The 25,841-nt window shown below is 65.8% G+C and carries 30 protein-coding genes; 20 read left to right on the forward strand and 10 right to left on the reverse strand.

Annotation, left to right across the window (positions count from 1 at the left end; all coding sequences use genetic code 11):
* Nucleotides 1–33: 33 nt before the first annotated feature.
* The gene (locus FHS94_RS01890; RefSeq protein WP_184054017.1) at nucleotides 34–1,854 is read right to left on the reverse strand and encodes an ABCB family ABC transporter ATP-binding protein/permease; all 1,821 of its coding nucleotides are present in this window, start codon (nucleotides 1,852–1,854) and stop codon (nucleotides 34–36) included.
* A gap of 143 nt (nucleotides 1,855–1,997) precedes the next feature.
* Between FHS94_RS01890 and FHS94_RS01895 the strand changes: the two genes are divergently transcribed.
* Complete coding sequence (locus FHS94_RS01895) at nucleotides 1,998–2,228, forward strand: hypothetical protein (protein WP_184054019.1); 231 nt, start codon at nucleotides 1,998–2,000, stop codon at nucleotides 2,226–2,228.
* Between the two features lie 7 nt (nucleotides 2,229–2,235).
* Here the strand turns inward: FHS94_RS01895 and FHS94_RS01900 are convergent, their stop codons facing one another.
* The 5 genes from FHS94_RS01900 to crtY form a co-directional block, all read right to left on the reverse strand.
* Nucleotides 2,236–2,733 carry a hypothetical protein gene (locus tag FHS94_RS01900; protein WP_221234464.1) on the reverse strand — a complete coding sequence of 166 codons (498 nt, stop codon included), beginning with the start codon at nucleotides 2,731–2,733 and terminating at the stop codon, nucleotides 2,236–2,238.
* A 101-nt stretch (nucleotides 2,734–2,834) separates the two neighbouring features.
* Nucleotides 2,835–3,785, reverse strand: a complete 951-nt coding sequence (locus tag FHS94_RS01905) for a phytoene/squalene synthase family protein (protein ID WP_184054023.1) — start codon at nucleotides 3,783–3,785, stop codon at nucleotides 2,835–2,837.
* A 100-nt stretch (nucleotides 3,786–3,885) separates the two neighbouring features.
* Nucleotides 3,886–4,467, reverse strand: coding sequence for an LOG family protein (locus FHS94_RS01910; protein WP_184054025.1), 582 nt, complete (start codon nucleotides 4,465–4,467; stop codon nucleotides 3,886–3,888).
* Between the two features lie 400 nt (nucleotides 4,468–4,867).
* Nucleotides 4,868–6,346 carry a phytoene desaturase gene (locus tag FHS94_RS01915; protein ID WP_184054027.1) on the reverse strand — a complete coding sequence of 493 codons (1,479 nt, stop codon included), beginning with the start codon at nucleotides 6,344–6,346 and terminating at the stop codon, nucleotides 4,868–4,870.
* A complete protein-coding gene (gene crtY / locus FHS94_RS01920) occupies nucleotides 6,343–7,518 on the reverse strand; it encodes a lycopene beta-cyclase CrtY (RefSeq protein WP_184054029.1) in 1,176 nt (391 codons plus the stop codon). Before crtY ends, FHS94_RS01915 begins: the two co-directional genes overlap by 4 nt.
* A 260-nt stretch (nucleotides 7,519–7,778) precedes the next feature.
* Between crtY and FHS94_RS01925 the strand changes: the two genes are divergently transcribed.
* The 9 genes from FHS94_RS01925 (at nucleotide 7,779) to thiC (ending at nucleotide 16,114) form a co-directional block, all read left to right on the forward strand.
* Nucleotides 7,779–8,336: a sterol desaturase family protein gene (locus FHS94_RS01925; protein ID WP_184054031.1), complete on the forward strand. Its 558-nt coding sequence runs from the start codon at nucleotides 7,779–7,781 to the stop codon at nucleotides 8,334–8,336.
* A complete protein-coding gene (locus tag FHS94_RS01930; RefSeq protein ID WP_246348280.1) occupies nucleotides 8,333–9,142 on the forward strand; it encodes a fatty acid desaturase in 810 nt (269 codons plus the stop codon). Before FHS94_RS01925 ends, FHS94_RS01930 begins: the two co-directional genes overlap by 4 nt.
* Complete coding sequence (locus tag FHS94_RS01935; protein WP_184054033.1) at nucleotides 9,139–9,957, forward strand: sterol desaturase family protein; 819 nt, start codon at nucleotides 9,139–9,141, stop codon at nucleotides 9,955–9,957. The genes FHS94_RS01930 and FHS94_RS01935 overlap by 4 nt, the downstream gene beginning before the upstream one ends.
* The gene (locus FHS94_RS01940) at nucleotides 9,923–10,312 is read left to right on the forward strand and encodes a DUF2141 domain-containing protein (RefSeq protein ID WP_343055116.1); all 390 of its coding nucleotides are present in this window, start codon (nucleotides 9,923–9,925) and stop codon (nucleotides 10,310–10,312) included. Before FHS94_RS01935 ends, FHS94_RS01940 begins: the two co-directional genes overlap by 35 nt.
* Before the next feature lie 72 nt (nucleotides 10,313–10,384).
* Entirely contained in the window at nucleotides 10,385–11,263 is an 879-nt protein-coding gene (locus FHS94_RS01945) for a MipA/OmpV family protein (RefSeq protein WP_184054037.1), read from the forward strand.
* 147 nt (nucleotides 11,264–11,410) lie between these two features.
* The gene (locus FHS94_RS01950; protein ID WP_184054039.1) at nucleotides 11,411–12,409 is read left to right on the forward strand and encodes a ferritin-like domain-containing protein; all 999 of its coding nucleotides are present in this window, start codon (nucleotides 11,411–11,413) and stop codon (nucleotides 12,407–12,409) included.
* A gap of 25 nt (nucleotides 12,410–12,434) precedes the next feature.
* Nucleotides 12,435–13,436, forward strand: coding sequence for a ferritin-like domain-containing protein (locus FHS94_RS01955; RefSeq protein ID WP_184054041.1), 1,002 nt, complete (start codon nucleotides 12,435–12,437; stop codon nucleotides 13,434–13,436).
* A 149-nt stretch (nucleotides 13,437–13,585) separates the two neighbouring features.
* Nucleotides 13,586–14,065 carry a DUF2569 family protein gene (locus FHS94_RS01960; protein ID WP_184054043.1) on the forward strand — a complete coding sequence of 160 codons (480 nt, stop codon included), beginning with the start codon at nucleotides 13,586–13,588 and terminating at the stop codon, nucleotides 14,063–14,065.
* 204 nt (nucleotides 14,066–14,269) lie between these two features.
* On the forward strand, nucleotides 14,270–16,114 hold the full coding sequence (gene thiC / locus FHS94_RS01965; protein ID WP_184054045.1) for a phosphomethylpyrimidine synthase ThiC: 1,845 nt from the start codon (nucleotides 14,270–14,272) through the stop codon (nucleotides 16,112–16,114).
* A gap of 166 nt (nucleotides 16,115–16,280) precedes the next feature.
* Here the strand turns inward: thiC and FHS94_RS01970 are convergent, their stop codons facing one another.
* Genes FHS94_RS01970 through FHS94_RS01980 form a run of 3 tightly spaced genes read right to left on the reverse strand, consistent with a single transcriptional unit; the run spans nucleotide 16,281 to nucleotide 17,605 of the window.
* Nucleotides 16,281–17,030: a DUF3800 domain-containing protein gene (locus tag FHS94_RS01970; RefSeq protein ID WP_221234465.1), complete on the reverse strand. Its 750-nt coding sequence runs from the start codon at nucleotides 17,028–17,030 to the stop codon at nucleotides 16,281–16,283.
* A gap of 54 nt (nucleotides 17,031–17,084) precedes the next feature.
* A complete protein-coding gene (locus FHS94_RS01975) occupies nucleotides 17,085–17,351 on the reverse strand; it encodes a Txe/YoeB family addiction module toxin (protein WP_184054049.1) in 267 nt (88 codons plus the stop codon).
* Nucleotides 17,348–17,605, reverse strand: a complete 258-nt coding sequence (locus FHS94_RS01980) for a type II toxin-antitoxin system Phd/YefM family antitoxin (protein WP_184054051.1) — start codon at nucleotides 17,603–17,605, stop codon at nucleotides 17,348–17,350. Before FHS94_RS01980 ends, FHS94_RS01975 begins: the two co-directional genes overlap by 4 nt.
* A 56-nt stretch (nucleotides 17,606–17,661) precedes the next feature.
* On the opposite strand from FHS94_RS01980, the gene FHS94_RS01985 reads away from it, so the two are divergent.
* From FHS94_RS01985 to ribH, 10 genes are all read left to right on the forward strand, one after another.
* Complete coding sequence (locus FHS94_RS01985) at nucleotides 17,662–18,147, forward strand: GNAT family N-acetyltransferase (protein WP_184054053.1); 486 nt, start codon at nucleotides 17,662–17,664, stop codon at nucleotides 18,145–18,147.
* 24 nt (nucleotides 18,148–18,171) lie between these two features.
* Complete coding sequence (locus FHS94_RS01990) at nucleotides 18,172–18,381, forward strand: hypothetical protein (RefSeq protein ID WP_184054055.1); 210 nt, start codon at nucleotides 18,172–18,174, stop codon at nucleotides 18,379–18,381.
* Nucleotides 18,378–18,842 carry a DUF3833 family protein gene (locus FHS94_RS01995; RefSeq protein WP_184054057.1) on the forward strand — a complete coding sequence of 155 codons (465 nt, stop codon included), beginning with the start codon at nucleotides 18,378–18,380 and terminating at the stop codon, nucleotides 18,840–18,842. Before FHS94_RS01990 ends, FHS94_RS01995 begins: the two co-directional genes overlap by 4 nt.
* A gap of 104 nt (nucleotides 18,843–18,946) precedes the next feature.
* Nucleotides 18,947–20,275, forward strand: a complete 1,329-nt coding sequence (gene gltX, locus FHS94_RS02000) for a glutamate--tRNA ligase (RefSeq protein WP_184054059.1) — start codon at nucleotides 18,947–18,949, stop codon at nucleotides 20,273–20,275.
* Between the two features lie 95 nt (nucleotides 20,276–20,370).
* Nucleotides 20,371–21,045, forward strand: a complete 675-nt coding sequence (locus FHS94_RS02005; protein WP_184054061.1) for a TonB family protein — start codon at nucleotides 20,371–20,373, stop codon at nucleotides 21,043–21,045.
* A 57-nt stretch (nucleotides 21,046–21,102) separates the two neighbouring features.
* Complete coding sequence (locus FHS94_RS02010) at nucleotides 21,103–21,450, forward strand: hypothetical protein (RefSeq protein WP_184054063.1); 348 nt, start codon at nucleotides 21,103–21,105, stop codon at nucleotides 21,448–21,450.
* A 20-nt stretch (nucleotides 21,451–21,470) separates the two neighbouring features.
* Nucleotides 21,471–22,424 (forward strand): bifunctional diaminohydroxyphosphoribosylaminopyrimidine deaminase/5-amino-6-(5-phosphoribosylamino)uracil reductase RibD, encoded by a 954-nt coding sequence (ribD, locus tag FHS94_RS02015; protein ID WP_184054426.1) that lies wholly within the window; start codon nucleotides 21,471–21,473, stop codon nucleotides 22,422–22,424.
* Entirely contained in the window at nucleotides 22,409–23,032 is a 624-nt protein-coding gene (locus tag FHS94_RS02020; RefSeq protein WP_184054065.1) for a riboflavin synthase, read from the forward strand. The genes ribD and FHS94_RS02020 overlap by 16 nt, the downstream gene beginning before the upstream one ends.
* On the forward strand, nucleotides 23,016–24,146 hold the full coding sequence (gene ribB, locus FHS94_RS02025) for a 3,4-dihydroxy-2-butanone-4-phosphate synthase (protein WP_184054428.1): 1,131 nt from the start codon (nucleotides 23,016–23,018) through the stop codon (nucleotides 24,144–24,146). Before FHS94_RS02020 ends, ribB begins: the two co-directional genes overlap by 17 nt.
* A gap of 84 nt (nucleotides 24,147–24,230) precedes the next feature.
* Nucleotides 24,231–24,650: a 6,7-dimethyl-8-ribityllumazine synthase gene (ribH, locus tag FHS94_RS02030; RefSeq protein ID WP_184054067.1), complete on the forward strand. Its 420-nt coding sequence runs from the start codon at nucleotides 24,231–24,233 to the stop codon at nucleotides 24,648–24,650.
* A 42-nt stretch (nucleotides 24,651–24,692) separates the two neighbouring features.
* Here ribH and FHS94_RS02035 read toward each other — a convergent pair whose 3' ends face one another.
* A complete protein-coding gene (locus tag FHS94_RS02035) occupies nucleotides 24,693–25,799 on the reverse strand; it encodes an alkene reductase (protein WP_184054069.1) in 1,107 nt (368 codons plus the stop codon).
* Nucleotides 25,800–25,841: the final 42 nt, after the last annotated feature.

The following is a 25,841-nucleotide window of genomic DNA, read 5'->3' on the forward strand; positions in this document are numbered from 1 at the left end:
GGGGGAGCGGGGCTTGTCAACGCCTTGGGCGGATCACTCCGCCGCCAACGCCTGTTCCCGCTCGGCCGCCTGGCGGGACCACATCTCGGCATACAGCCCGCCGCGCGCCAGCAATTCGGCATGTTTGCCGCTTTCCGCGATGCGTCCGGCGTCCAGCACCACGATCCGGTCAGCATGAACGATGGTCGACAATCGGTGCGCGATGACCAGCGTCGTGCGGCCCCGCTCGATTGCTTCCAGCGTGTCCATGATCTCCGCTTCCGTCCGGCTGTCGAGCGCGCTGGTCGCCTCGTCCAGGATGAGCACGGGCGGGTTCTTCAGCAGCGTCCGCGCGATGGCCACGCGCTGCTTCTCGCCACCTGACAGCTTCAGCCCGCGCTCTCCGACGCGCGTGTCATAGCCGTTGGGCTGGCGTTCGATGAAGCCGGCGATCGCAGCGCCGCGCGCGGCCTCGGCAACCTCCGCCTCGCTCGCACCCTCGCGGCCATAGGCGATGTTGTAGCCGACCGTGTCGTTGAACAGCACCGTGTCCTGCGGCACGATGCCGATCTGCGCGCGCAACGACGCCTGCTGCACGGCGGAGATGTCCTGCCCGTCTATGGTGATGCGCCCGCCGGTCAGGTCATAGAAGCGGTAAAGCAACCGCGCGATGGTCGACTTGCCAGCGCCCGACGGCCCCACGATCGCCAGGGTCGACCCCGCCGGCACGTCCAGGTCGATGCCGCGCAGGATCTCTCGTTCGGGATCATAGCCGAAGCGCACGCCCTCGAAGCGCAGGTGGCCCTCGCCCACCACCAGGGGCTGGGCGTCGGCCGCGTCCCTTATCTCGGCTGGCGTGTCGATCAGGTCGAACATCGCACCCATGTCGATCACACCCTGGCGAATGGTGCGGTACACCATGCCGAGCAGGTCGAGCGGACGGAACAGCTGCGCCAACAGCGTCGACACGAACACCACATCGCCCGCCGATGCCTGGCCGTGGCTCCAGCGCCAGGCGACGAACGCCATGCCGCCGCCCAGCATCAGGTTGGTGATCAGCGCCTGACCGACGTTGAGCCATGCCAGGCTGTTTTCCGACTTGGTCGCCGCGCGGGCATAGGCGGTGACGGCGCTCTCGTAACGGCGCGCTTCACGCTCCTCCGCGCCAAAATACTTCACGGTTTCGAAGTTGAGCAGCGAATCCACAGCATGCGCGACCGCGCCGGTATCGAGGTCGTTCATCTGCGTGCGCAGGTGATTGCGCCAGTCCGTCACCTTGCGCGTGAACCAGATGTACACCGCCACCATGACCACCGTGGCGGCTACCAGTTCCCAACCAAAGCTTCGCCAGAAGATCGCGAGCACCAGCGTCAGTTCGAGCACCGTCGGCGCGATATTGAACAGCAGGAAGTAAAGCATCGTGTCGATGCTCTTGGTGCCGCGCTCCACCACCTTGGTCACCGCGCCGGTGCGCCGTTCCAGGTGAAAGCGCAGCGACAGCCCGTGCAGGTGGCGGAACACGTTGGCGCTCAAGCGCCGCGTGGCGTCCTGCCCCACACGTTCGAACACCGTGTTTCGCAGGTTGTCGAACAACGTCGTCGCGAAACGCGAACCGGCATACGCAATGACCAGCAGCACCACGAGCGTCGCCAGCCCGCGATCGCCGGCCGCCATGCGGTCGACCGCGTATTTCAGTGTATAGGCCGCCCCGAATACCTGGACGAGCTTGGACAGTACCACCAACACCATGGCGCCGGTGACGCGCGCCTTCAGCCCCGGCTCACCTGCGGGCCACAGATAGGGGAGAAAGCGGCGCAGGGTGGGAAGCAACGGCCGGTCAACGGTCGTGCGGGTGGTCGGATCGGCAGGGGGCATCGCCGCCTTATGTCGTCGCTGAACTCGTTCAGTTCAATGCGCCTGGTGCAGGAGGACCACCATCGATGTGCGCTTGCGGAACGGGCGGGGAACCCGCCCTCCGATCAAGCCGTTATGGCCCTTGCGAGTGTGAAAGGCTTTTAATGGAACCGGTGTTCTTCGTGATGGCGATCCTGGGCTGCGGCGATGGCAACACCGATTGCCGTGAAGCGCGCCTGGACACCGTGCGTTACGCCACCGCCGCCCAGTGCCAGGCCGCGCTGCCCGCCGGGCTCGCCCGCAATACCGATCTAGATTACCCGTCCATCGCCGCCGCCTGCCGCGCGAATGGTCCGATCGTGGTCAGGGTCGACAAGCCCCAGCGCAAGGGCTGACGCGTCATCAATATCGAATGGCGAGTAGCATCAGCAGGTCGCCTTTTTTGGTACTGCCGACCAAGGTGACGTTGGAACTGGGCGAATCCGGACTGTCCAGCGCGCTGATCCCGACCGTCCGCATCTGCACCGTAGCGACCGACTGAGCAGTTGCGCCGCGCGACTTCGTGAGCAGTGTCGTGCCGGCGCGCTCGTCGACCCAGGCGCGGTAACCCCAGGCTTCCCCCACGAACCGCCGCCCCGGTATCTCACCCGGTGCCGTCGCCACGGGCTGTGGCGGACAGCTGCTATCATTGATGGTCAGCGAGGCAAGCCTGCCATCAACATTGTTGGTCGATACTAGGAGGCATCGCCTGCGATTGGTCAGGAGCGTGATCGGCAGCGACCCGGGCGAGGTTGCGCCAACCACTCGCTCGCCACGGGGCAGAACGATGCGGAAACCACCATAGATGTTGACCCACGCGAGGCCATTGCTGGCTGTCAGGAAAAGGGGATCAACTGACACCAGTCGTCGAAAGGCCGCGCGGTGGATCGGCTTTGCGATAGGCGCGCTGGCCGGCGCCGCGGCAATGAGCGATCCCGCCAACACGAGAAGGCCCGAGTTTCTCACGCTCGTGGCCGTGCCCACAAGGCAGGATCGCGCGGCTCGGGCGGATACAGCGTCGCACGACGGCGCGCCTCCAGCCATGCCCGCGCAATAAAGCGGACCTTCTGCAGCTTGGATGTCGTCACGCGCGTATCCCAGGCCCGCGCACCCCGGCTCGCGACTTCCCGCCCGATCGCGCCATAGATATGCGCGGCGGACAACACCGCCCAGGCGGACCGTTGCGACAGGGCAGGGGTGCCATGCCGCGCGCTTGCCTCGAAAGCCGCGGCACGATCGGCCAGTCGCCGCGCCAGCACCGCCAGGCGGGGTCGGTATTCGGGCCGCATCAACTGGCCGGGCGGCAGGTCCATCTCTGCCAGCCATTCGGTGGGCAGGTAACAACGGCCTGCCCGCGCATCCTCATCGATGTCGCGCGCGATGTTGGCGAGCTGGAAGGCAAGGCCCAGGTCGCAGGCGCGGTCCAGCGTCGCCTGGTCATCCGGCGACACGCCCATGATCACCGCCATCATGCACCCGACGACGCCTGCGACATGGTAGCAATAGCGATACAGATCGTCCTCGGTCCGTGGCCGCCATTCCTCCGCGTCCAAGGCGAAACCCGCGATCAGGTCGCGTGCAAAGGCCGGGGGCAACGCCGTTTCCGCCGCGACGATGGCCAGCGCATCGAAGGCCGGCTCCCCCGTGGCGCGGCCTGCCAGCGCTTCCTCGGTAAGTGTCTGCAATCGCACCAGGCGCTCCGGCGCGTCGCTGACGGCGCGCATGCCGTGCCCCATCTCCTGCCCATCGGCGATGTCGTCACAGGCGCGGCACCAGGCATAAAGAAGCCAGGCGCGCTCGCGCGTTTGCGGATCGAACAATCGGCTTGCCGCGGCGAAGCTTTTTGACCCGACCGCGATCGACTGCCGCGCCGCCGCGACCACGTCGTCACGCGGGGGCAGGGTGGCGCTCATCCGCTCACCCTGTCACGCCGTGCGAGGGACCCACGGCAATGCAAAGCGGCATCAGCGACCCAGGCTTCCGTCATGACGGAAGCGCACGTCGCGGCGGCACTCACAAATCGCTGACCTGCATCCGGATGATCGGCTGTGTCGGCTGATGGGCCGCCATCCTGTCCAGCAATCCGTCCAGAGTCGGATCCACGATCAGCAGGTCGCGATGCTGTGGCCGCAGAAACCCAACCTCGCCCATCTTTTCCCAAAACGCGACCAGGTGGTCGTAATAACCCGCCGAATTGAGCAGCCCCACGGGATCAGTGTGGTAACCAAGCTGAGCCCAGGACAGCGCTTCCCACAGTTCGTCCATGGTGCCGGTGCCGCCGGGGATGGTGACAAAGCCATCACACAGGTCGGTGAACAGCTGTTTGCGGGCATGCATGCCGGGGACGACGTGGAGTTCGGTCAGGCCGCGATGCGCGACCTCCGCATCCACCAGCGCCTGCGGGATCACGCCGATGACCTCGCCGCCCGCGGTCAGGGCGCTGTCGGCGATCGCGCCCATCAGCCCCAGCCTGCCGCCGCCATAGACGACCCCAATGCCGCGTTCGGCAAGGCCGCGGCCGACCGCCCGCGCGGTGTCGAGGTAGATGGGATCAGCGGGGGTGGCGGACCCGCAATACACGGCCAAACGCTTCATGCCGCGTGCGCTAGGCGATAGGGACCGACCCGGCAAGCCGCCGCGGCGTGCCGCGTTCCGACTTGTCGCGCGTTGCCGAGCACCATCCCGACCCCTGACCGATCACGGCCCGCGCATGCGACCGTGGCACAGGCTGTCTGTGCCATGACGTCTGCGCGGGACACGCTGATCGCCTGATCCGCTTATTGTTGCTCGAGCTGCCCGGGTCTGGCCGGCGCCAGGCGGCATTGTTCATCCGTGTGCGGATGATACCCATGGCTATGACACTCCTGATGCCGGGCAAGCCCTGGGATGTCGGCAATGCTGACGCGATCGGGCTTGTCGTGCCTGGCAGATGTCAGGAATGATCTTCCACCTTCCCGCCAACGATTAAATGGCCCTGGCCGGGAAGCTCTAAAGCTTATTGCTCCCCGGCCAGCATCAGTTTTGCGGTCGCCTTGGCGCTGCCGACCACGCCAGGGATCCCGGCGCCCGGATGCGTGCCGGCGCCCACGAAATACAGGTTCGGGATCGCCGCATCGCGATTGTGGACGCGGAAATAGGCGCTTTGCGTCAGCACAGGCTCCAGGCTGAAGGCTGACCCCTGATAAGCGTTGAGGTCGTGTGCGAAGTCCTTTGGCGCGTAGGAGAATTTCGTCACGATACGCTCATGGATGTTCGGGATCAGCCGGCGGCCGACCTCGTCCAGGATGCGCTTTTCCAGGACCGGCCCGACCTCGTCCCAGTCGACGGGAAACTTGCCCATGTGTGGCACCGGCGCCAACGCGTAGAAGGTCGAATGGCCCTCTGGCGCCAGGCTCGGGTCGGTCACGGTCGGGTGGTGGAGGTAAAGAGAGAAATCCTCCGACAGCACGCCATGGTCATAGATGTCCGCGAGCAGCCCTTTGTAGCGGGGGCCGAACAGGATCATGTGGTGGGGAATACCGGGCCAGGTGCCTTGCACGCCGAAATGGACGACGAACAGCGACGGCGAGAAACGCTTGCGCTCCAGCTTGGCCGCGGTGCGCTGCCCTGCACGCGAGGTGCTGAGCAGGTTGCGATAGGTATGGACGATGTCGCCGTTGGATGCGACCGCATCCGCGCTCGACTGCCAGCCGGACCGCGTCGTCACGCCCGTCACCCGGTCGCCAAGCGTGTCGATGCTGGTGATCGGATCACCCAGCCGCAGCACGCCGCCCAGCCGCTCGAAATGCTTCACCATGCCGGCAACCAGCCGATTGGTGCCGCCCTTCGCGAACCATACCCCGCCGTCACGCTCCAACTTGTGGATCAACGCATAGATAGCGCTGGTGGTCATCGGGTTGCCGCCGACCAGCAGCGTGTGGAAGCTCAGCGCCTCGCGCAGCTTTTCATTCTTCACGAAGCTCGACACGATCGAGTAAACCGACCGCCACGCCTGGTACTTGGCGAGTGCGGGCGCGGCCTTGAGCATGGAAGCGAAGTCCAGAAACGCCTCGTGCCCGAGCTTTTCGTATCCCTCATGGAAGACGCCGGCCGAATATTCCAGGAACTTGGCATAGCCCGCCACGTCCTCGGGATTCAGCTTGGCGATCTCTGTCCGCAGCTGGGCATCATCGTTGGTGTAGTCGAAGTTGGTGCCGTCGACCCAGTTCAGCCGATAGAATGGCAGCACCGACTGAAGCTCGACATCCTCGCTCATCTGCCGCCCGGTCAGCTGCCACAGTTCCTGCAGGCAGGCGGGATCGGTGATGACGGTGGGGCCGGCATCAAAGGTGAAGCCGTCGCGCTCCCAATAATAAGCGCGGCCGCCCGGCTTGTCGCGCGCTTCCACGATCGTGGTTGCGACCCCTGCCGATTGCAGCCGGATCGCGAGTGCCAGGCCGCCAAAGCCGGCGCCGATGACGATCGCCCGCTTCATGCTGTTACCCCGACTTTCAGGCCCGTCAGCGCACGAACGGCGCGGGCGATGGGGACCGGGGGACGGCCGGTCAGGATGCGTGCCTTGTCGGTCACGGTTGATGTTCCTGCATAAAAGCGGCCGATCAGCCGCGGGTTCAGTCGATAGAAGCGCTCCAACACCCGATAGCGCTCGGCGGGTTCGGCCGCCTTGAACAACATGGTGTCGAGCATTCGGTAAAAACCGCGCGCGCGCCAGGCGCGGCGGGCATGGGCGTGGGTGGCCTCATGAAGCGCGCCAGACGAAAAGTCCCGCCGTTTCGCCAGCATCGACGCGGTGCGGATCGCATCTGGCAGCGAATAGCCGGTGGTCGGATGAAACAGCCCCGCGCGCATCCCGAGCTTCGCGATGTCCTTGCCACCCGAGTGCCAATACGCCTCGAAGTCGCCGCCCATCGCGACGGGCAGAACGCCCGCCTCCTCCCGGTCCACCCGCCGCGGCGACCAGCCACGCGCGGCTGCATATTCATCGATCCGCACCCGCAATGCCGGCCCGTCGAGGTCGGGCGTATCGCTGTAATAGGTGTCTTCCAGGAAAATGCGCTTGGGCTTGAAGGGGAGCGCATACATGAAGCGATAGCCGTCAATCTGCTCCACCGTCGCGTCCATCACGATCGGCCGGTCGATCCCGTGCGGCGTTTCCAGCTTGATTTCGCGTCCCACGAACTTCTGCCAGCCAAGCTCCAGATGGTGGAGGTCGCCCGTGCCGCGCGCGTCGATCACGCCGCGCGCTTCCACCCGGTCGCCGTCCGCCAGCACCGCCGTGGTGGGGGAGGCGGCGAGCACCCGGCGCCCCAGCAACAGCGCCTCGGGCGGGAAGGCGCGTCGCACCGCCGCGTCCAGCCGCTCGCTCTCGATCGAATAATAAGCCTGGGCGATGGAACGGCGGTGTACCGGAAAGGCGATGTCGTAGGCGGGCCAGGCATGGGCGACCAGGGGCGCCACCAGCGATCGGTCGGCATCGGCAACGTCGCTGCCGAAAAAGGACCATAGGTGATTGCCGCCGATTCGCGTGCCCGACTCCACCAGCCGCACGTCCATCGCGGGGTGGCGAGCTTTGACGGCCAGCGCCGCCAGGGAGCCGGCAAGGCCGCCGCCCAGGATCGCGAGGTCACAGGTGATCGTCGTGGCCATGTTTCCATTGCCCTAGCCCAGCCAAGGCCCGGCGAGAACCGCCTTGTGTCAGGCGCGCGCCGAGACACCGCCCAGATCATCATGCGGTCGGGTCCGGGATGATCCAGCGCATGCGCTGCGGTCCGACGCGACGCGCGCTACCTTGTTATTCCGCGCGGGCGCCCGATCTGTTCCCGTGCGCCCTTGTTGAAGGCTCGCCCTCACCTCCAGACGGGTCTATGGGTGACGTAACAAGGGCTTGCGACCATGGAGTTGGTGAAATGACCTGGTGGGAGCGCACGGCACTGGTCGTGTTCATGGTCCTGTTCATGGAATGCTTCGCATGGGCCATGCACAAATACGTCATGCACGGCTGGGGCTGGGGCTGGCACAAGTCGCATCATGAACCGCACGACAATGCAGTGGAGAAGAACGACCTGTACGCCGTCGTGTTCGCGATCGTGCCCATCGCGCTGTTCACCGTCGGCATGTGGTACGAGCCGCTGTGGTGGATTGCGCTCGGCATCACGATCTATGGCGCGATCTATGCCTTTGTGCACGACATGCTGGTGCACCAGCGCGGCGGCTTTCGCTGGGTACCGCGCCACGGCTATTTCAAGCGGCTGCTTCAGGCGCATCGCCTGCACCACGCGGTTGAAGGACGTGAGGGCACGGTCAGCCATGGCTTCCTGTTTGCGCGCAGCCCTGCCGTGCTGAAGGAGCAATTGCGGCGTCATGCCGCCAAGCGCGCGGCGGGTCCCGCGGTCGCCGCGGATCGCGACGTCATGGCTGGCACCACCTCGCGCCGCCCCGTCGATGCCGAGCACGCCACGTCATGATCACTGCCTACCGACGCCGGCGACTGGGATCGGGACGACAGGAATCGGGCCGACAGGAATCGGGCCGACAGGGACTGGTCGGCATGACGCTGGCGACTGCGATCATTGCCTCATGGCTCGCCATTCATATCACCGGCATCTTCTTCTGGACGGTGAGTTGGGCCGACGCGCCGCTCATCGCCGCGGTGCTGCTGGTGCAGACATGGCTCAGCACCGGCCTGTTCATCATCGCGCATGACGCAATGCATGGCGCGCTCGCCCCCGGTCGACCGCGGGTGAACCATGCGGTCGGCACGGTCGCGCTCGCGCTCTACGCCGCCCTGTCCTATGCGACGCTGCTGCCCCGTCACCACGCCCATCACGCGCATGCCGGTCAGCGAGGCGATCCGGATTTCCACGCTGGCGACCAGCGGCTCCATGCCTGGTTCGGCCAGTTCTTCCGCACCTATTACACCCACGGCCAGATCGTGCGGATCACGATGGTGGCGCTCGTCTACACGCTGCTGCTGCGTGCGCCGTTGGGCAACATCGTACTGTTCTGGGCGGTGCCGGCGCTGGGCGCCGTGGCGCAGCTCTTCATCTTTGGCACCTTTCTGCCCCATCGCGCGACATCGGAGCCGTTCGCGGATGACCATCGCGCGCGCAGCAATCGCCAGTCGGTGCTGGTGTCGCTTCTCACCTGCTTTCACTTCGGCGGCTATCATCACGAACACCATCTTTATCCGGGCACGCCCTGGTGGGGGCTGCCCGCGCGGCGGCGCGAGGCGGGGGGCGTTAAGGTTCGCGCGTTAGGGGGCCGGGCATGATCGTGGCGATTATCCTGTCCGCGGTGGCGATGACCGCCATTGTCGCGATTCGCTATCTCCTGACATCGGGTGGGTTCGCGCTTGCGACCAAATGGCGGCATCCGGGCCTGTATCGCGGGCTCGACCGGCAGATGTGGCGTGAACTGTGGTGGAGCCTGGCATCGGCCGCCATCTATGGCGTGCCCGCGGGCGTCGTCGCCTGGGGCTGGCACAACCATGGCTGGACGCGGATCTATGACGACGTCCACGCCTTTCCGCTCTGGTATTGGCCGGTGTCGGTGCTGTTGTTCCTGTTTGCGCACGACACCTGGTTCTACTGGACGCATCGCTGGATGCATCGGCCAGAGCCGTTCAAGCTGGCCCATGCCGTCCACCATGCCAGCCGCCCGCCGACAGCCTGGGCCGCCATGGCGTTCCACCCGATCGAGGCGCTGACCGGGGCTGTGGTAATTCCGCTACTGGTGTTCGTGATTCCTATTCACGTAGCCGCACTCTGCTTGGTCCTGACGATCATGACGGTTATGGGCGTAACCAACCACATGGGCTGGGAAATCTTTCCCCGTTGGATGTGGAGCGGGCGGCTGGGGGGCTGGCTCATCACGGCGAGCCATCATCAGCGGCACCACGAGCGATACGGGTGCAACTATGGTTTATATTTCCGCTTCTGGGACCGGCTCTGCGGTACCGACGATGGGCTCGGCAATTTCGCACGGTCGCATGCGCGCGCGGCGTCTCGCGCGCCCGGTGGTGCTGGCGCTCGCGGCGGGGCTGACAATCGGCGTGACGGGCGGGGCGGCGCCGGTCGGGCGGCTTGATGTTTCGGTTGATGGCATCCGCTCTGCCAAGGGACTGATCCAGGTCTGCCTGACCGCGGATCCCGCCAATTTTCCTGGCTGTGTCGATGATGCCGGCGCGGTGACACGGCGTGTGCCCGCGAAGACGCGGTCGGTCAGCTTCGACGGACTGCCCGCAGGCACCTATGCCGTGGCGATCATCCATGATGAGAACGGCAATAACCAGCTCGACACCTTTGCCGGCATCCCGCGCGAAGGTTTCGGCTTTTCGCGCAATCCGCGCATCGGCTTCGGCCCGCCGCGCTTTGCGGCTGCGCAATTCCACCTCACCGGTGATGCAGCGGTGCAACAGGTCAGGATGCACTACATTCTCTGACCGGTTCGGGGCGGACACAAAGCGGGGAAGGGGCGTTGCGCGGCTGTAACATTCCCCTACCGGAGCCGCTCGATGCGCCTTACCACTTTCATTGTTCCGGCGCTTCTCGCCGCTTCCCCCGCTTTCGCACAGCAACAGGCTCCCGTGCCGCCCGACACAGGGGCGGCCGCCGCTGCTGTGGCGGATGACGAGTTCAACCGCGAAACGATCACGGTCGGGGCCGGTGGCGTATACCTGCCCGACTACGAGGGCTCGAACAACTATCGCTTCACTGCCGCACCGGCGGCGATCGGGACATTCCGCGGCTTCAACTTCACCCTGGCGGGCAACCGTCTGAGCGTTGACCTTATCCCCGACGGGGGCGGGCCGACTCTCGACTTTCAGGCGGGGCCGATCGCGGTGGTCAACTTCAACCGCACCAGCCTTGGCAGCATCGACGACCGCCGCGTACGCGCGCTGGGTGAGCTCGACACCGCCATTGAGGTTGGCGGCTACATCGGCGTCGGCAAGACGGGGGTGATCACCTCGCCTTATGACCGGCTCAGCGTCTCGCTCAGCTATCGTCACGACGTGACGGACACGCACGACAGCGGCATCTGGCAGCCGACCGTCAACTACCTGACCCCGCTTAGCCGCAAGGCAGCGGTGGCGGTGTTCGCGTCGGCGGAGCGGGCCGGGCGCGGCTATGCCCGGACCTATTTCTCGGTGACCCCTGCCGGCAGCCTGGCGAGCGGCTTGCCGACCTATAATGCGCGCGCGGGTTGGAAGAACTACACGCTGGGCGCGGTAGGCACCTATTCGTTGACCGGCGACCTGTTGCACGGGTTCAAGGTGGTGGCTGGCGGCACCTATGGCCGCCTGCTCAACGATTTCGGGGACAGCCCGATCGTGTCGGTTGCGGGCCGTCGCAGCCAGTGGCTGGGCGCGGTAGGACTCGCTTACACCTTCTGATCAAACGGTTCATCTCCCCGCAAGGTCGCGGCTTCCAAGCCGGCTCGCCACCGGCGCGGCATCGCGCTACAGGCCGGGCTTGGACCCGGCCGGCGGCGGCCGACACTGGTGACGTGGGCCTGTGGGCCCAAGGGAGATGAAACGGTTATGACCGACAGCGCGAGCATGATGGGTGCGCTCGACGCCCGCGTTAGCCGGCGCGAAGGGCGACGCGAGTTTTTCCGCTCGGCCCTGGGCGGAGCTGCCGTGGCGGCAGCCGGGGTCGCGACGCTGGGCGTCGTCAGCGCGGCGCAAGCGCAGAGCGTGACGCCGGTGACGGACGCGGACATCCTGAACTTCGCGCTCAATCTCGAATATCTCGAAGCGCAATTCTATTCCTATGCGGCCAACGACACCGGCCTGCCCGCCGCGCTGCTGACCGGCACGGGAGCGGTCGGCACGGTTACCCCCGGCCGCCGCGCCGGCTTCACCGACCCGGTGGTCGCCCAATACGCGCGAGAGATCGCGGCGGACGAGGCGGCACATGTCCAGTTCCTGCGCACCACGCTCGGTTCCAGTGCGATTGCGATGCCCTCCATCGACCTGGGCGTGTCGAAAGACAGCGCCTTTTCGCGCGCGGCACAGGCGGCGGGGCTGGTGCCCGCCGGCACTGCGTTCGACCCGTACGCGACGGACGAAAGCTTCCTGCTCGCCGCCTTCATCTTCGAGGATGTGGGCGTCACCGCCTACAAGGGCGCGAGCCCGCTGCTGTCTAGCAACGCCTATGTCGACGCGGCTGCGGGCATCCTGGCCGCCGAAGCCTTTCATGCGGGTCTGATCCGCAATGCCTTGTACCAGAAGGGGCTCGCTACCCCGTCGCTGCGCACGTCCACCGATGCCATCGCCAAGGCCCGCGACACGCTCGACGGCGCGCAGCTGCTGGAACAGGGCGTGTCGAACCAGACGCGCACGATCACCAACGCGGACGCCACGACCACCTCGGTCGAATATGCCAACCTGGTGCCGACCGACGGCAACGCGATCACGTTCAGCCGTTCGGCAGGCCAGGTGCTCGGCATCGTGTATCTGAACGCCACCGCCGGCACGACCGCGGGCGGTTTCTTCCCCGCCGGCGTGAACGGCACCATCAAGGCGAGCGCCGCCTAAGGGCGGCCACCGGCGAGGCTTTCCCATGATCGACAAGCAGACCATTCTCGACACCCTGGAAGTGGCCGGCGCGGCCCGTACCGCGCGCCGCCGCTTCCTGCGCATGACCGCCGGCGCGGCGGCCGCTGGCGGCGGCCTTGCGCTGCTGGCCGCGTGCGGCAACGACGATAACGATACGCCCGGCCCGACGCCGACGCCGTCCCCCTCTGCGACCCCGACGACGACGCAGGCCGACATCGACGTCCTGACCTTTGCGCTCCAGCTCGAATATCTCGAGGGCGCGTATTACAATTTTGCGGCGTTCGGCACGGGGGTGCCGGTGACATTGACGGCGGGCGTCGGCGCGGCGGGCGCGGTGACCGGCGGCGCTCTCGTGCCGTTCACCGACCTCAACGTCCGCAACATCGCGCGCGAGATCGCGTATGACGAGCTCGCCCATATCACCTTTCTGCGGTCGGTGCTGGGCGACGCGTCGGCGGCCCAGCCGGCGATCAACATCGCTGGCGACGCCACGGGTGCCTTTACCCTCGCCGCGCGGGCGGCGGGCGTTGTCGGCCCGACTGAGCTGTTCAACCCGTATGCCAATGACGAGAGCTTCCTGCTCGGCGCGTACCTGCTGACCGATGTCGGCGTGTCCGCTTATCGTGGGGCGGCCAAGCTGATCGTCAACAAAACCTTCCTTGAAGCGTCCGCGGGAATCCTGGCGACCGAATGCTACCATGACGCCGCGATCCGCGGCACGCTGTACGCCAAGGGCGTGACCCGCACCGACCTGCCTGCCGCGACGGTGAAGATCAGCAATGCCCGCGACGCGCTGGACGGCGCCAGCGAGACCGACCAGCCGATCGTCGAGGCGGATGGAGTAACGGCGAACCTAGTCCCCACCGATGCGAACGGCCTGGTGCTCGGCCGCACGGCGGAACAGGTGCTCAACGTGGTCTACCAGACCAAGGCCGCGGTGGCGAGGGGCGGCTTCTTCCCGAACGGCGTCAATGGCAACGTGAGGACCAGCGGCGCGCAGGCGTAAGGCGGCGAGGCGGGATAGCGGCGCTATCCCGCACGCCAACACGCCCAGCCAGCGCAGCTAAGCGCGTCACAGGACGCAGCTTTGCTGCGTCTGACGACGCATGGGGGGCGAGCTGGACTCCCGACCCACACCTCGCCAGACCGTCGCGCATGCCCCACCAACAATCCCCCGCTGGCATGGGCGGCTGGCTGCTGCTGCTCGGGGCCAGTCTTCTCTTCGCCGCCGCCCTGGGGGGATGGCGCCTCTTTGACCTGCCAGATGCCCATGGGTCGATCTTTATAGCCGGCCCCGTCACGCTACGCGTGGCTGAGGCGGCGTTCACGCTGGTCGTGATAGTCTTGCAACTGACGCTTGCCTGGCTGCTGATCCGGCAGCGAAAGCCTGTGACGGTGCCCCGGGTCATCGCCGGCCTGTGGCTGGTTCCGCTGATCGACGTCGTCCTTCGTTCGCTCTTCAACGGCTGGCTGTTAGGCCTAGCGCCCGCCGCACTGGTCCGCCAGATCGCGGCGGAAGGGCAATGGGAGGTGCTGATGGCCGCGATCTGGACCATCTACCTTCGACGATCGAAGCGTGTCGCCAATACCTATCGCCGCCACGACGTCGATCGCCTTGCTGCCGTGTTCGGCTAAGCTGTTTCGCTTCCCAAGCCGCCCCTAACCCTATACGACCGCTGCTATCCCCGGGGGAGCGCTGCACCGCGCTTGAGAGGAGGGCAGGAGCCCTCGACCCGCTGAACCTGATCCGTCCCATTCCTGGCAAATGGGCACCGGCGTAGGGAGTGGAGCGGCGACCCACCAGGCCACCGTTTCTCTCCCCGATATGGAGAGACGAGCATGGCAGACATTCCCGCCCGTACCGAAATCGGCGTCACCACCGGCCCGATCCGCGGCTCCCGCAAGATCCATGTCGGCCCCCTGGGCGTCGCGATGCGCCAGATCCAGCTGGACCCGTCCGCGAATGAGCCGCCGCTCAATGTCTACGACACGTCGGGGCCCTATTCCGATCCCGCTGCCCGCATCGACATCATGGCCGGCCTGCCGCAGTTGCGCCGCCAGTGGATCGAGGCACGCGGCGACGTCGAGTCCTATGACGCGCGCCAGATCCGGCCGGAGGATAACGGCCAACTCGGCCCCGATCGCTCTGGCGGGGTCCAGCCCTTTCCCAACGTCGTCAAGCGCCCGTTGCGCGCAAAGCCCGGCGCGAACGTCAGCCAGATGCACTATGCCCGCCGCGGCATCATCACGCCCGAGATGGAGTATGTCGCCACCCGCGAAAATCTGGGTCGCGAGATGGCGCGCGAATACCACCGCGACGGCGAAAGCTTTGGCGCGGCCATTCCCGATTATGTGACGCCCGAGTTCGTGCGGGACGAGGTCGCCCGCGGCCGTGCGATCATCCCCAACAACATCAACCATCCCGAATCCGAACCGATGGCGATCGGCCGCAACTTCCTGGTCAAGATCAACGCCAACATCGGCAACTCCGCCGTCGCGTCGAACGTCGCCACGGAAGTCGACAAGCTCGTCTGGTCGATCCGCTGGGGCGCGGACACGGTGATGGACCTGTCAACGGGCCGCAACATCCACGACACGCGGGAGTGGATCATCCGCAACAGCCCCGTGCCGATCGGCACCGTTCCCATCTATCAGGCGCTCGAAAAGGTAGGCGGCATCGCGGAGGACCTGACATGGGAGATCTTCCGCGACACGCTGATCGAGCAGGCCGAGCAGGGCGTGGATTACTTCACCATCCACGCTGGCGTCCGCCTGCCCTATGTGCCCCTCACCGCCAAGCGCGTCACCGGCATCGTCAGCCGCGGCGGATCGATCATGGCGAAGTGGTGCCTGGCGCACCACAAGGAGAGCTTCCTCTACGAGCGCTTCGACGAGATCACGGAGATCATGAAGGCGTACGACATCGCCTATAGCCTGGGCGACGGTTTGCGCCCGGGCTCCATTGCCGACGCCAATGACGAAGCGCAGTTCGCCGAGCTCTATACGCTGGGCGAGCTCACCCACCGCGCGTGGAAGCAGGACGTGCAGGTGATGATCGAGGGCCCCGGCCATGTGCCGATGCACAAGATCAAGGAGAACATGGAAAAGCAGCTCGAGGTCTGTGGGGAGGCGCCATTCTACACATTGGGGCCGCTCACCACGGACATTGCGCCCGGCTATGACCACATCACGTCCGGCATCGGCGCCGCGATGATCGGTTGGTACGGCACCGCCATGCTCTGCTACGTCACGCCCAAGGAGCATCTGGGCCTGCCCGATCGTGACGATGTGAAGGTCGGCGTGGTCACCTACAAGCTGGCCGCCCACGCTGCCGACCTTGCCAAGGGCCACCCCGCCGCAAAGCTGCGCGACGACGCCCTCAGCCGCGCCCGCTTTGAGTTCCGCTGGCGCGACCAGTTCAACCTGTCGCTCGATCCCGAGACGGCGGAGTCCTACCACGACCAGACGCTCCCGGCCGAAGGCGCCAAGACCGCGCACTTTTGTTCGATGTGCGGCCCGAAATTCTGCTCCATGAAGATCACGCAGGAAGTGCGCGACTTCGCCGCCAAGCAGAACGCGCCGGTCGCAACGTTCGTCGCGGCGGAAGAGGCCGAAGCCGGTATGGCCGGGATGAGCGAGAAGTTCCGGGAGAAGGGTGGGGAGGTTTACCTGCCTGCGAACTGAGTCGCTGATTCGAGTATGCCAACACGCGAAGGCAGGCATTATACATTGACAGAGTCAAGAAGGTTCTTATTATCGACTATACTCCCCCGCGGCGGCGCCTTCCACCTATGGTGAAAGGAGCCGCGCTCTAGCGGTGATCTGAGCGATCTAGCCTCGGGGGACGCCCTCAACGGAGCTGCCGATGCCGTACGGTGTATTTGCCGTCTACAGCTGTATCGCGCTGAAGACCTTTGATACCGGCACGACGTAAGATGTGTCGAGCGAGGTCGCGCTTGTGAGAGGATGCGTTCTCGTGGTCGAAGTGCCTGTTCACGCCGTAGGCTAAAGCCCCGAGCAGTAAGTCGACTAGCTGAAGAAGTGGCGTCTTTGCTGAATCGCGGAATTGGCATCGTCGAAAAGGCCAGCTACGACCGTCGCCTTTCTTATGACGACCATAGTTGAGGATGTTTCTAAGGTCTTCTGGACGCTGATTTGTGTCCCGGTAATCAGGGTAAAGGTGAAAGTAGCCAGTGCGCTGCAATCGCGCGCACTTGGTCGCTAGGTTGTATAGCTCTTTGTTAAAGCCGATTTCACGAGATCCGTCGTTAAAACGCTTATGATCAAGTTGGCTAGTATCGACTACAAGTGAATGAAACTTCGCCTGACTGAGGCTCTCGTCGTCAAAAAACTGATCTGCATAACGACGGTATGCCGAGTACTTGGCCCTCGACACCTTACCCCATTTTAGCTCGCCAAACGGGAGCTCCGGCAGTCGCGCATCCTGAAGGCAGAAATTCGCCGCGGCGACCGAGGCAGCTGGTAGAGGTATGCTCCCGAGCACCAAATAGCGGTTCTTAGTCTGGCTGCTCTCATCCACGTAGATGTCCCAAAGAGCATCTAATTGCGATGCATCATGTCCTTCATTGAGCCTAAGCATCATATGGTGCTGGCACAGAAAAGCGTGCCGGAGCAAGGTCATGCCAAGACTAATTCAGTAATGATACCGACACTGCGCCACTTCTACCGCCTTCGCCTCACCAGACCCACTCACGCGGTATACCAGCCTATGCTCGCCGGTAATCCGGCGCGACCACCAACCGGACAGGTTGCCGCTCAGTGGCTCGGGCTTACCGATCCCGCGGAACGGATCGCGCATGCAATCGCGGATCAGTTCGTTGATCTTGACCAGCGTGCGCCCGTCATCGCCCTGCCATTCCAAATACTGGCTCCAGGCACGCTCCGAAAAAATGAGCTTCACGGTTCGATCAGGTCGCGCTCGGTACCCTTGCCGGCATCGAGTTCGGCGATGCTCTCCAGCAATGCCTTCGCATTACTCGGCGAGGACAGGAGGTGAAGCGTTTCCTCGATCGAAGCCCACTCGCTTTCAGAGATCAGGACGGCGCCCTGCTGCCCTTTGCGTCGCACAATCATCGTAGGCGCTCGATCCGATACGACCTGGTCGATCACCGTTTTCAGATTCTCTCGGGCTTCGGAATAGGTGATCGCGCGCATGGGTCGAAGATGGACAGCGACTTGTCCAAAGTCAACGCCGAGGCTACCCCGACCCAATGCGCATCATCCCCTACACCGACGTCTTCGCGCCTGCGTTTCATGACATCAACGCCGCGTGGATCAGTGACATGTTCGTGCTGGAGCCGCATGACGAACACGTCCTCTCCCACCCGCGGGCAGCGATCATCGACAAGGGCGGGATCATCCTGTTCGCGGAGCACCCCGAGCACGGCATCATCGGCACTGGCGCGTTGATGCCGACCGCGCCCGGCTTTTATGAACTGACCAAGATGGGCGTGCTCGCCGCCGCTCGGGGGACGGGGGCGGGCGGGACGCTGCTGGGGGCGTTGATCGAGCGGGCGCGGGGCTTGCCCGACTGCGACACGCTGTACCTGCTCACCAGCCGCCGCTGCGCCGCTGCGATCCACCTTTACGAAAGGGCCGGGTTCGTTCACGACGCGGAGATCATGGCCCGCTTCGGTGGCGGCTATGCCCGCTGCGACGTCGCGATGCGCTTTCCACTCAGGGACGCGCGTCCATAAGGCTGCTCGGCGCGTTACGGTCCCATGCTGCCCGACACGCTCCCTTATCTGTCCCCGTCGCCCGCCAGTCTCCTCGGCACGCCGCAAACCGCGACGGCGCGAGCCAAGCTGGGCAAGCGTGCCGCGTTCAAGGCGCAGGTTACCGTTACCCCTGCGGGGCTGCTGTCGATTGGCGGGCTGGTCGCGGCGATCCTGTTGTCCGTGCCGCCGATCATCCGCGCCGCGCGCCGGTGATCGCGGCGCTGCTGCTCGCCGGCGCGCCCGCCCCGGCGACGCCAGTGTTCGATCCGCTGCGCTTCTTTGCGGGCGCGACACGCGGGGATGCGTCGCTAAAGATCATCCTGCGCAGCGCGCGCGCCGTACATGTTCAGGGGCACGGCCGGGTCACGGCGGACGGCACGCTGATCCTGGACCAGCGCGTCGCACAGGAGGGGAAGGCACCCAAGACCCGGCAATGGCGGATCAGGGCGGTCGGGCAGGGTCGCTATGCCGGCACGTTGACCGACGCGACGGGTCCGGTGACAGGTGAGGCGACCGGCAACCGGCTCCACCTTTCCTATCCCACCGGGCGCATCCGCATCGACCAGTGGCTGACGCTGTCAGCGGACGGCCGCTCCGCCCTGAACCGCCTGGTCGCGCGCCGTTTTGGCATCACGATCGCGCACTTGGATGAAACCATCCGCAAGCTGGACTGAGCCGAGGGCGGCCTCCGAGAAGGATCCGGACTGCGGGCAGCCCGCCTTCACTAAGGCCGTAGAAGCCATTGCCGTGCCGGCCCGCCCTGCCTAACCCGCTGAGCATGACCGTCGTCACCCGCTTCGCGCCTTCGCCCACCGGCCGCCTTCACGTCGGCAACGTCCGCACCGCGCTCGCCAATTGGCTGTGGGCGCAAAAGCAGGGTGGCCGGTTCTGGCTGCGCCTCGACGACACCGATGCGGAGCGGAGCGAGGAGTGGTTCGCCGTGTCCATCCGAGACGACCTCGCCTGGCTGGGCCTGCACCCGGATGCGGAGGTGCGCCAGTCGGACCGCGGCACGCTGTACGAGGCCCGCTTTGCCGAGCTTGTCGCCGCCGGGCGTATCTACCCCGCTTACGAAACGTCGCAGGAGCTCGACCTGAAGCGCAAGATCCAGCTCGGCCGTGGCCTGCCGCCCGTCTATGATCGCGCCGCGCTGAAGCTGACGAACGTCGACCGCAAACGGCTGGAGGAGGAGGGGGTGCGCCCGCACTGGCGTTTCCGCCTCGATGAGAGCGCTCCGATCGAGTGGGACGACCTGATCCGGGGCCACCAGCGCTTCGACCCGGCGACGATGAGCGATCCCGTGATCCGCCGCGCCGACGGCTCCTGGCTGTACATGCTCCCGTCCGCAATTGACGACGTCGACATGGGCATCACCCATGTCGTGCGGGGCGAGGACCATGTCTCGAATACCGCCGTGCAGATCCAGATGTTCGCCGCGATCGGGGCAGCACCCCCGGCCTTCGCCCACCAGGCCTTGCTGACCGGGGCGGAGGGCAAGCTGTCCAAGCGCCTGGGCTCGGTCGGCGTTGATGAGTTCCGCGAGGCGGGCATCGAACCCGCCGCCGTGCGCGCTCTGCTCGCGAGACTGGGCACCAGCGATCCGGTGGAGCCGATCGTTGATGCGGCTGAACTCGCCGCAGGCTTCGACTTCGCCCGTTTCGGTCGCGCACCCGCTCGCTTTGATGAAGCGGAGCTGGCGCAGGTCAATGCCCGCATTGTCCACCAGCTGCCCTTCGATGCGGTTGCGGGCCGCTTGCCGGCCGGCATGACGGAAGAGGCCTGGTTGGCGATGCGCCCCAACCTGTCGAGCGTCGCCGAGGCGGCGGACTGGTGGGCGGTGGTGGAGGGGCCGGTGCAGACCGCCACGGCAACGGACGACCGCGATTTCCTCACCCGCGCTGCGGCCCTGGCGGGAGAGATCGACTGGACCGGTGATCCCTGGCACGCGCTCACCGGGGCGCTCAAGGCCGAGTCGGGCCGCAAAGGCAAGGCGCTGTTCCTGCCGCTGCGGCGCGCGCTCACCGGTCGCGACCATGGTCCTGATATGGCACAACTTCTCCCCCTGATCGGCCGCGCGCGTGCCGTGGAGCGGCTGTATGCAGCCTGACCCCGCGGGCAATAATCCGCTTCCAGATTACTGCTTTATGTTGTATTGTTTCATGACCGGGCAAAGAACCGGAACATAGGCATAGGAGCAGGATAGTGTACGCTGATCGCTACGCTCGGTCCGGCGGGTTCAAGCCCGGAAGCCTCGGCATTGCTTTGGCCATCAACGCGGCGGCCGTCGCCGCGCTGATGCTGGCCAGCCCTACCGTCCGCGGGGTCGCCGTCGACCCGCCGCTCCTGACCAAGAACATCCCGATCGACCCGCCGCCCGAACCGCTGCCGCCCCCGCCCGAGGTGCACAAACAGGTCGCCCCGAGCCCGTCCATCATCAACACCGTCCCGCAGATAATCAAGCTGGAGCCCGCCGACCCCATCTTCGAGTTGCCGGTCCAGCCCTATGTACCTCCGCTTGGCCCCGCGTCGGGAGAGGGTACCGGCACCACCGTCGCCCCGATCGCCACCCCGACACCCAGCCTGCCGGCGCTGATTAGTCCCAAGGTCGACCCGCGCTATGCCGACCTGTTCCAGCCGCCTTATCCGCCATCCGAACAGCGCGCCGGCCGCACCGGGCGGGTGGAATTGCGCGTCCTGGTCGGCGTGGACGGTCGGGTGAAGCAGGTCGATCGCTTGCTCGCTACCAGCGACGCCTTTTTCGAGGTGACCCGACAGCGCGCGCTGACCCGCTGGCGTTTCACTCCGGCTACTCGCGGCGGCATTCCGGTAGAGGCCTGGCGCACCATGGGCGTCAGTTTCGTGTTGAACGACGAATAAAGCGGGGCGGGGACGCGGGGCTGGCCCTCCAGCACCCGCGTCCCTATCTTCGCCCGCATGGGTTTCTTTAGCCGTTTCTCGCCGGTCCGCGCCTATCGCGACCTGCGCCTGTTCCTGCTTGGTCGCCAAGCATATGAGCTTGGCTTTTTCGCGTTGGCGCTGCTGACCACGGGCTACTTCGTTTATGCCCTGGCGCGCGACGGCGCGACCGAGCCCGTCTACAAGCGTGACATCGTCTACTTCCAGCAATGGCCGGCCGATCGCTCCGACGAACAGATTCGCGCGCAGCAGCGGATCGATGGGCCGATCAGGGCGCGTGAGCTTGCCGAGCAAAAGGCAGCGGACGAGAAGCGGCGCGCGCAGTTCAAGCAGGTCGACAACGCGATGTCGAAGTGGGGCCTGTAAGCGACACCGACGCCCGCTGGATGAACGCCGCGGTCGCCCTTGCGGCGCGCGGCCGTGGCCGAACCGCGCCCAATCCCAATGTCGGCTGCGTGCTGGTCCGTGATGGGCAGGTGGTCGGGCGCGGTTGGACCCAGCCCGGCGGCCGCCCCCATGCAGAGGCGGTGGCGCTTGCCCAGGCGGGCGAGAAGTCGCGCGACGCAACTTGTTACGTGACGCTGGAGCCGTGCGCTCATCCCAGTACCCGTGGGCCTGCCTGCGCGGACCTGCTTGTCTCGGCCGGGGTGGCGCGCGTGGTTGCGGCGGTGCGGGACCCCGATCCCCGAACCGATGGCGCAGGCTTTTCGCGGCTGGCCGATGCCGGAATAGAGGTCGTCAGCGATGTCGGCGGTGAAACGGCACGACGCGCCATGGCTGGGTGGCTGACCCGCCGCAAACGGGGACGGCCGTTTGTCACGCTGAAGCTCGCCATGTCGCTCGACGGGGCAGTCGCGATGGCGGACGGATCGAGCCAATGGATCACCGGCCCGGTTGCCCGCGCCCATGCGCATGGCGAGCGGAGCCGGCATGAGGCGATCCTGGTCGGGCGTGACACCTGGGACGCGGATCACCCCCAGCTTGATGTGCGACTGCCGGGACTGGAGGCGCGCTCTCCGGCCCGCGTCGTGCTGACGAGCCGACCGGTCGAGGGCAGCGTCGTGACCATCGGCGCGCCGGAGGAGATCGCGGCACTGCCGGGCGATTACTTGCTGGTGGAAGGCGGCGCAGTGACCGCGGCCGCTTTCCTGCGTGCCGACCTGGTGGATCGCCTGCTGCTATATCGCGCGCCGGTGCTGGTGGGGGCAGGACGGTCGCTGCCTGGTTTTGGTTTGACCGATCTGGCGGCCGCGCATGGCCGTTGGCGGCTGGACGACGCGCGCCAGCTTGGCGTGGACCGGATGGAGGTATACGAGCGCACGCGATGTTTACCGGCATAATCACCGACATCGGCACGGTCCGCAGCGTTGAAGCACGCGGCGACACACGCGTCGTTGTTGATACCGCTTTCGACACCACGACGGTCGACCTTGGCGCCTCCATCGCGTGTTCGGGCGTATGCCTGACCGTGGTCGACAAGGGCCAGCATGAAGGCGGCGGTGGCTGGTTCGCCGTGGACGTGTCGCACGAAACGCTGAGCCGTACGCCGGGCGACCAATGGCAGGACGGCGCGCGCCTGAACCTGGAGCGCGCGATGAAGCTGGGTGACGAGCTTGGCGGGCATATCGTTACCGGCCATGTCGACGGCGTCGCGGACGTGGTGGATGTTCGCCCGGATGGCGATTCCAGGCGGATCGGCTTTCGCGTGCCTGCCGACCTGGCACCGTTTCTTGCCCCCAAGGGGTCGGTGACGGTCGACGGCGTGTCGCTGACCGTGAACGAGGTCAGCGACCAGGGTGACCAGACGTTGTTCGCGGTCAACGTCATCCCGCACACCCAGGCGATGACGACTCTCGGCGCGCTCAATCAGGGCGCGCGGGTCAACATCGAGATCGACGTGCTTGCCCGTTACCTGAAGCGCATGGAGGCTTATCGTGGCCAAGCCTGAACTTGCGCGGTTGCGACATGGCTTCCTGTCCAGCCCCGAAGAGATCATCGATGAAGCCAAGAACGGGCGCATGTTCATCCTGGTCGACGATGAAGACCGGGAGAATGAAGGCGACCTGGTCATCCCCGCGCAGATGGCGACGCCTGAAAAGATCAACTTCATGGCGACGTATGGGCGCGGGCTGATCTGCCTGGCGCTGACCAAGAAGCGCGTGGACGAGCTTGGGCTGCAGCTGATGAGCCGCAACAACGGCACCCGGTATGAGACTGCGTTCACCACCTCCATCGAGGCGCGCGACGGGGTCACTACCGGCATCTCGGCGGCGGACCGTGCGCGAACCATCGCGGTGGCGATCGATGCGGGCAAGGGACGGGACGAGATCGTCACGCCCGGCCATGTCTTTCCACTCGTGGCGCGCGACGGCGGCGTGCTGGTCAGGACCGGGCATACGGAAGCCGCCGTGGACGTATCGCGTCTTGCCGGGCTGAACCCTTCGGGCGTGATCTGTGAGATCATGAACGAAGATGGCAGCATGGCGCGGATGGACGACCTGGTCGCCTTTGCGCAGCGCCACAATCTGAAGATCGGCACCATTCGTGACCTGATCGCCTATCGTCGCCGTTACGACCATCTGGTAGAGAAGCGGGCGGAAGCACGCTTCAACAGCCGCTGGGGCGGTGAATGGACCGCGCTCACCTTCTGGAACAAGGCGACCGGCACGGAGCAGGTGGCGCTGGTGAAGGGGCGGGTCGACCCGGCTCGCCCGACGCTGGTCCGCATGCACGCGCTGTCGACCTTTGCCGACATCTTCGGCGAGGACACGGATCGCGGCGACCTGTTGCGCCGGTCGATGGAGATCATCGGGGAAGAAGGGGCGGGCGTGGTCGTGGTCATCAACCGGCCCAGGCCCGACCAATGGACCGTGGCGCTCCAGGCAAAGGCGGGAACGCTTGCACCCGCCGACATGGAGGAATTGCGCGACTATGGCGTTGGCGCGATGATCCTGACCGAACTTGGCGTCGAGGAAATGGTGCTGCTCACCAACACGCATCACACGCTGGTCGGGCTGGACGGTTATGGGCTGTCGATCGTTGGCGAGCGGCGGATCGACTGACCGAGTAGGATGCTTCCCGCGCGGGCAGTTGACCCTGGGCCCTTGCTTCCCGCAGGAGCACGGCCGTTCTGAACGGAGTATCTGATGGCCAAGGTCTTGCTGGTCGAAGCGCGTTTCTACGACCACCTCAACGACATGCTGCTGGCCGGCGCACGGCGCGCGGTCGAGAAGGCCGGGCACAGCCATGAGACGATTACCGTGCCCGGCGCGCTGGAAGTGCCCGGCGCGATCGCCCTGGCGGTCGAGACGGCCCAGTACGACGCCTATGTCGCGCTGGGTGTCGTGATCCGCGGCGAGACATACCATTTCGAGATCGTGTCGAACGAGAGCGCGCGCGGCGTCATGGCGTTGACCATGGACGGCATCGCAATCGGTAACGGCATCCTGACGACGGAGGATGAGGCGCAGGCCATCCGCCGTGCCGACCCCGAGCAGCTCGACAAGGGCGGCGGCGCGGCCGAGGCGGCGCTGGCGATGCTGGAGTTGCGGAGGCGTTTGGGCTGAAGGCGAAGCGCCCCGGCAGGGTGGTGCCGGGGCGCCCGCAGGTTACTCGGCTGCCTGGAGGGCCGGCTGTTCGGAAGCAGGGCCGTTGAGGGCGGGATAATCGATATAGCCCTCGGTACCTGCCGTATAGAAGGTCTTGACGTCGGGCTGGTTGAGTGGCGCACCTGACCGCAGCCGCTCCACCAGATCCGGATTGGCGATGTACGGCCGGCCGAACGCGATGCCGTCCGCCAGGCCCGACTCCATGTCCGCCCGTGCGCTCTCCAGGTCGTAATCCTGGTTCAGGATCAGCGGGCTGGTGAACACCTTGCGAATGGCGGGCGACAGCTTTGGCACATCGGTGCGGCCGAAGCTGCTCGTCGGGTTCTGTTCGCGCATTTCCAAAAAGGCTATGCCCTTTTCCTGCAGCATGGCCGCGGCAGGTACGAAAATCGCCTCCGGATCGCTGTCGTCCGCACCCTGGCTGTCGCCATTGGGGGACAGGCGGACGCTGGTACGGCCCGCGCCGAGTTCCGCGATCAGCCGGTCCACGACCTCGCCCAGCAAGCGCATCCGGTTTTCCGGGCTGCCGCCATATTGGTCGTCGCGCTTGTTGGTGCCGTTGCGCAGGAACTGGTCGATCAGATAGCCGTTCGCCGCGTGCAGTTGCACTCCGTCAAACCCGGCGGCGAGCGCATTGCGCGCAGCGAGGGTGAAATCATCCAGCACTCGCGCAAGGTCGTCGAGCGTGGCAGCGCGCGGCTCGGCATACGGGTTTGGCCCGGGTCCACGATTGTACGGCGCAAGGATCGCGGATGCGGACAAGGGCTGCATCCCGATCACATCGGGGCGCGACAGGCGGCCCATGTGCCACAACTGGGTGACGATACGCCCGCCGGCATCATGCACGGCTTGGGTTATCGGCTTCCATGCCTCGACCTGCTCATCGGTCCACAGGCCCGGTGCCTTGGGCCAGCCGAGCCCTTCCTGGCTGATCCCGGTGCCCTCGCTGATGATCAGCCCAGCCGTTGCCCGCTGGCGATAATAGTCGATCATGATCGGCGTCGGCACATGCGCGTCCGTGCTGCGCCCGCGGGTTAGTGGTGACATCAGGATACGATTGGGCGCGTGAATGGCGCCAAGCTGGATAGGGTCGAAAAGGCTGGGCATGCATGCTCCGCTGGTTGTGCCTGACGCGCGAGAGATAGGCGG

The organism is Sphingomonas aerophila (genome assembly GCF_014199305.1).
In the GTDB taxonomy this organism is placed as follows: Bacteria; Pseudomonadota; Alphaproteobacteria; order Sphingomonadales; family Sphingomonadaceae; genus Sphingomonas; species Sphingomonas aerophila.

Bases quoted from the DNA above. Each gene is read 5' to 3' on its own strand.
- FHS94_RS01970 (WP_221234465.1), bottom strand. From the start codon at position 17,030: ATGCTTAGGCTCAATGAAGGACATGATGCATCGCAATTAGATGCTCTT.
- FHS94_RS01895 (WP_184054019.1), top strand. From the start codon at position 1,998: ATGGAACCGGTGTTCTTCGTGATGGCGATCCTGGGCTGCGGCGATGGC.
- FHS94_RS01950 (WP_184054039.1), top strand. From the start codon at position 11,411: ATGACCGACAGCGCGAGCATGATGGGTGCGCTCGACGCCCGCGTTAGC.
- FHS94_RS01960 (WP_184054043.1), top strand. From the start codon at position 13,586: ATGCCCCACCAACAATCCCCCGCTGGCATGGGCGGCTGGCTGCTGCTG.
- FHS94_RS02010 (WP_184054063.1), top strand. From the start codon at position 21,103: ATGGGTTTCTTTAGCCGTTTCTCGCCGGTCCGCGCCTATCGCGACCTG.
- FHS94_RS02020 (WP_184054065.1), top strand. From the start codon at position 22,409: ATGTTTACCGGCATAATCACCGACATCGGCACGGTCCGCAGCGTTGAA.
- FHS94_RS01905 (WP_184054023.1), bottom strand. From the start codon at position 3,785: ATGAGCGCCACCCTGCCCCCGCGTGACGACGTGGTCGCGGCGGCGCGG.
- FHS94_RS01910 (WP_184054025.1), bottom strand. From the start codon at position 4,467: ATGAAGCGTTTGGCCGTGTATTGCGGGTCCGCCACCCCCGCTGATCCC.
- FHS94_RS01955 (WP_184054041.1), top strand. From the start codon at position 12,435: ATGATCGACAAGCAGACCATTCTCGACACCCTGGAAGTGGCCGGCGCG.
- FHS94_RS01890 (WP_184054017.1), bottom strand. From the start codon at position 1,854: ATGCCCCCTGCCGATCCGACCACCCGCACGACCGTTGACCGGCCGTTG.
- FHS94_RS01930 (WP_246348280.1), top strand. From the start codon at position 8,333: ATGATCACTGCCTACCGACGCCGGCGACTGGGATCGGGACGACAGGAA.
- ribD (WP_184054426.1), top strand. From the start codon at position 21,471: ATGAACGCCGCGGTCGCCCTTGCGGCGCGCGGCCGTGGCCGAACCGCG.
- FHS94_RS02035 (WP_184054069.1), bottom strand. From the start codon at position 25,799: ATGCCCAGCCTTTTCGACCCTATCCAGCTTGGCGCCATTCACGCGCCC.
- FHS94_RS01915 (WP_184054027.1), bottom strand. From the start codon at position 6,346: ATGAAGCGGGCGATCGTCATCGGCGCCGGCTTTGGCGGCCTGGCACTC.
- FHS94_RS01990 (WP_184054055.1), top strand. From the start codon at position 18,172: ATGCTGCCCGACACGCTCCCTTATCTGTCCCCGTCGCCCGCCAGTCTC.
- gltX (WP_184054059.1), top strand. From the start codon at position 18,947: ATGACCGTCGTCACCCGCTTCGCGCCTTCGCCCACCGGCCGCCTTCAC.
- ribH (WP_184054067.1), top strand. From the start codon at position 24,231: ATGGCCAAGGTCTTGCTGGTCGAAGCGCGTTTCTACGACCACCTCAAC.
- thiC (WP_184054045.1), top strand. From the start codon at position 14,270: ATGGCAGACATTCCCGCCCGTACCGAAATCGGCGTCACCACCGGCCCG.
- crtY (WP_184054029.1), bottom strand. From the start codon at position 7,518: ATGGCCACGACGATCACCTGTGACCTCGCGATCCTGGGCGGCGGCCTT.
- FHS94_RS01925 (WP_184054031.1), top strand. From the start codon at position 7,779: ATGACCTGGTGGGAGCGCACGGCACTGGTCGTGTTCATGGTCCTGTTC.
- FHS94_RS01935 (WP_184054033.1), top strand. From the start codon at position 9,139: ATGATCGTGGCGATTATCCTGTCCGCGGTGGCGATGACCGCCATTGTC.
- FHS94_RS01945 (WP_184054037.1), top strand. From the start codon at position 10,385: ATGCGCCTTACCACTTTCATTGTTCCGGCGCTTCTCGCCGCTTCCCCC.
- FHS94_RS01980 (WP_184054051.1), bottom strand. From the start codon at position 17,605: ATGCGCGCGATCACCTATTCCGAAGCCCGAGAGAATCTGAAAACGGTG.
- FHS94_RS01985 (WP_184054053.1), top strand. From the start codon at position 17,662: ATGCGCATCATCCCCTACACCGACGTCTTCGCGCCTGCGTTTCATGAC.